Origin of the sequence: Haloferax sp. AB510 (genome assembly GCF_024136985.1) — an archaeon.
GTDB lineage: Archaea > Halobacteriota > Halobacteria > Halobacteriales > Haloferacaceae > Haloferax.
Window position 1 is genome coordinate 1 of sequence record NZ_JAMYJY010000189.1, and the last position, 2890, is coordinate 2890.

At 67.6% G+C, this 2890-nt stretch carries 1 protein-coding gene and 1 pseudogene; one reads left to right on the forward strand and one right to left on the reverse strand.

The annotated features are described in order from the left end of the window. Positions 1–821 (reverse strand): annotated as a pseudogene (locus NKF06_RS20290) (ATP-binding protein); the annotation flags it as partial. A 355-nt stretch (positions 822–1176) separates the two neighbouring features. On the opposite strand from NKF06_RS20290, the gene glpA reads away from it, so the two are divergent. Beyond that, positions 1177–2890: anaerobic glycerol-3-phosphate dehydrogenase subunit GlpA (gene glpA, locus NKF06_RS20295; protein ID WP_253246430.1), on the forward strand; the 1714-nt coding region annotated here is incomplete at its 3' end.

Genomic DNA, 2890 nt, shown 5'->3' on the forward strand with positions numbered 1-2890 from the left:
GCCGCCGAGCGCCGAGAGCGCGTCGTGGGCGTCGCCGTCGCCCACTCGGCCACCTCGCGCGTCGCCTCGTGCGAGAGCGCGTTTCGGGTGACGGCGTCCGAGGCGCGCGCGACGAGGATATCTACGAGGCTGTGGCGCTCGTAGGCCGGCACCGCGATGGACGCCGCGTCGGTGGCGTCGATGGCGTCAGTCGTTCCGTCCCCGTCGTCGCGCTCGCTCGCGTCGCTTCGAGGGTCGCGGCCGACGGTGAGCACCGAGACGTGCGGCGACACCGACGAGAGCGTCTCGACCGCCGTCGCCGCGGGGTAGGTCTCCGGTTCGTCGACGTGGTCGACGGCGACGACCGCGTGTTCGTCGTGGGCGACCCGGTCTGTGAGCCGCTCGCGGAGTGCCTCGACCCCGACGCCCTGCGACGGCACCGGTTCCTCGCAGAGCGCGTCGAGCGCCGCGTGGAGGAGCGCGAACTCGGTCGAGGCGTCGCGGGAGTCGACGTAGGCGAAAGAGGTCGTCGGCGTGGCGGCGGTGCGCGTGGCGGTGTGGATGACCGACCGCTGGGAGGGGAGCGCGCTGGAGAGGTGCTCGAAGAGCGTCTCGACGACCGCCGACTTCCCGGCTCCTTTCGGCCCGTGGACGTGGGCGTCGAGCGGCAGATCGCCGTCGAACACCGGGTCGAGGTGGTCGAGGATGCGTTCGAGCGTCGGCCCGCGGCCGGTCGGCTCGTCGGGGTGGGCTGTCGGGTCGAGCGCGTTCAGGTCCCGGACGAGCCGCCGTCCCGTCCCGCCGCGGCGGCGTCGTCTGGTGATTCTGTCTTCGAGGCGCATAGCGTGGAACGTTCCGTGCTGACGGTATCCAGCGCACGCGTAAAAATCGACCACTACCGACATCTCTCCTGTCAAGTGAGAACACGAAACATGGAAATCGGCCGTTCGGAGCGCTTCAAAGCCAGTTGAGAGGTTCGTTGTCGGCGAGGTTTCCATACCGGACGTAACTAATAAGAACAATAATTTTGAATTATTGTCGTCGTTTCGAATAGGTGTAGAAACGCCGAGCTACGGTATTCTACGGGCAGTACGATGGCAATCGGGTCGCCGAAGTGGTTCGTTCCGTGAGACGAACGGGGCGTGAGACGAGTGAAGGTAAAATAAAGTGCCGTCGGTCCTACCTCACGAAAGACAGATGAAAAAATCGCCGAGCGTCCTCGTCATTGGCGGGGGGTCGACCGGCACGGGCATCGCGCGCGACCTCGCGATGCGCGGGCTGGACGTGACCCTCGTCGAGAAGGGGAACCTCACACACGGGACGACGGGGCGGATGCACGGACTCCTCCACAGCGGGGGCCGGTACGCGGTGTCGGACCAGCCGTCCGCCAAGGAGTGTATCGAGGAAAACCGGGTCCTGCGGCGAATCGCGGGCCACTGCGTCGAGATGACGGGCGGGCTGTTCGTCCAGCGCCCCGAGGACTCCGACGAGTACTTCGAGAAGAAGCTGGAGGGCTGTCGCGAGTGCGGCATCCCCGCCGAAGTGCTGTCCGCCGAGGAAGCGCGCGAGATAGAGCCGTACCTCGCGAAGGACATCAAGCGCGCCATCAAGGTTCCGGACGGCGCGGTCGACCCGTTCCGCCTCTGCGTGGCGAACGCCGCGAGCGCCGTCGAACACGGCGCGCGCATCGAGACGCACTCAGAGGTCACCGACGTACTCGTCGAAAGCGGCGAGGTCGTCGGCGTCGAAGTCACTCACCAGACCGGAACCGGCCCGTACGTCCACGGTGAACCCGGGGAAGTCGAGGAAATCCGCGCCGACTACGTCGTCAACGCGACGGGCGCGTGGGCCGGCCAAATCGGCGACCTCGCCGGCGTCGACGTGGAAGTCCGCCCGTCGAAGGGCGTCATGACCATCATGAACACCCGGCAGGTCGACACGGTCGTCAACCGCTGTCGGCCGAAGGGCGACGCCGACATCATCGTCCCGCACGAGACGACGTGTATCCTCGGGACGACCGACGAGGAGGTTGAGGACCCGGAGGACTACCCCGAAGAGGGCTGGGAAGTCGACCTGATGATAGAGACGCTGTCGGAGCTCGTTCCCATGCTGGCCGAGGCGCGGACGATTCGCTCCTTCTGGGGCGTCCGCCCGCTGTACGAGCCGCCGGGAACCGGCACGGAGGACCCGACGGACATCACCCGCGAGTTCTTCCTGCTCGACCACGACGACCGCGACGACCTCCCCGGCATGACGAGCATCGTCGGCGGCAAGCTCACCACCTACCGGATGATGGCCGAGCAGATTTCCGACCACGTCTGCGAGAAGCTCGACGTGGAAGCCGAGTGCCGCACCGCCGACGTGCCGCTCCCGGGGAGCGAGGACTTCACCGTCCTCCGCGACTACATGGACGACTTCGGCCTGCGGTCGCCCATCGGCCGCCGGTCGGCCCAGCGGCTCGGCTCGCGCACCGACGAGGTGCTCAACAGCGTCGACCCCAACCCGGTCGTCTGCGAGTGCGAGGCCGTCACCCGCGCCGAGATTCAGGACTCTCTCGACACCGCGGGCACGGAGCTCAACTCCGTGCGCATCCAGACGCGCGCCTCGATGGGCAACTGTCAGGGCGCGATCTGCTGTCACCGGATGGCGAACGAACTCGCGCCCGAGTACGACGAGGAGACCATTCGCGCGTCCCTCGACGACCTCTATCAGGAGCGCTGGAAGGGCGAGCGCCACGCCATGTGGGGCACACAGCTCTCACAGACCGCGCTGAAGCACATGCTCCACGCGACGACGATGAACCGCGACGAGGACCCCGCGGCGGCCGACGCCGACATCGACTTCGCCGCCTTCGACGACGGCGGTGCCTCGGAGGACGACGCCTCGGGCGTCGCGTCCGGCGGCGCGGTCG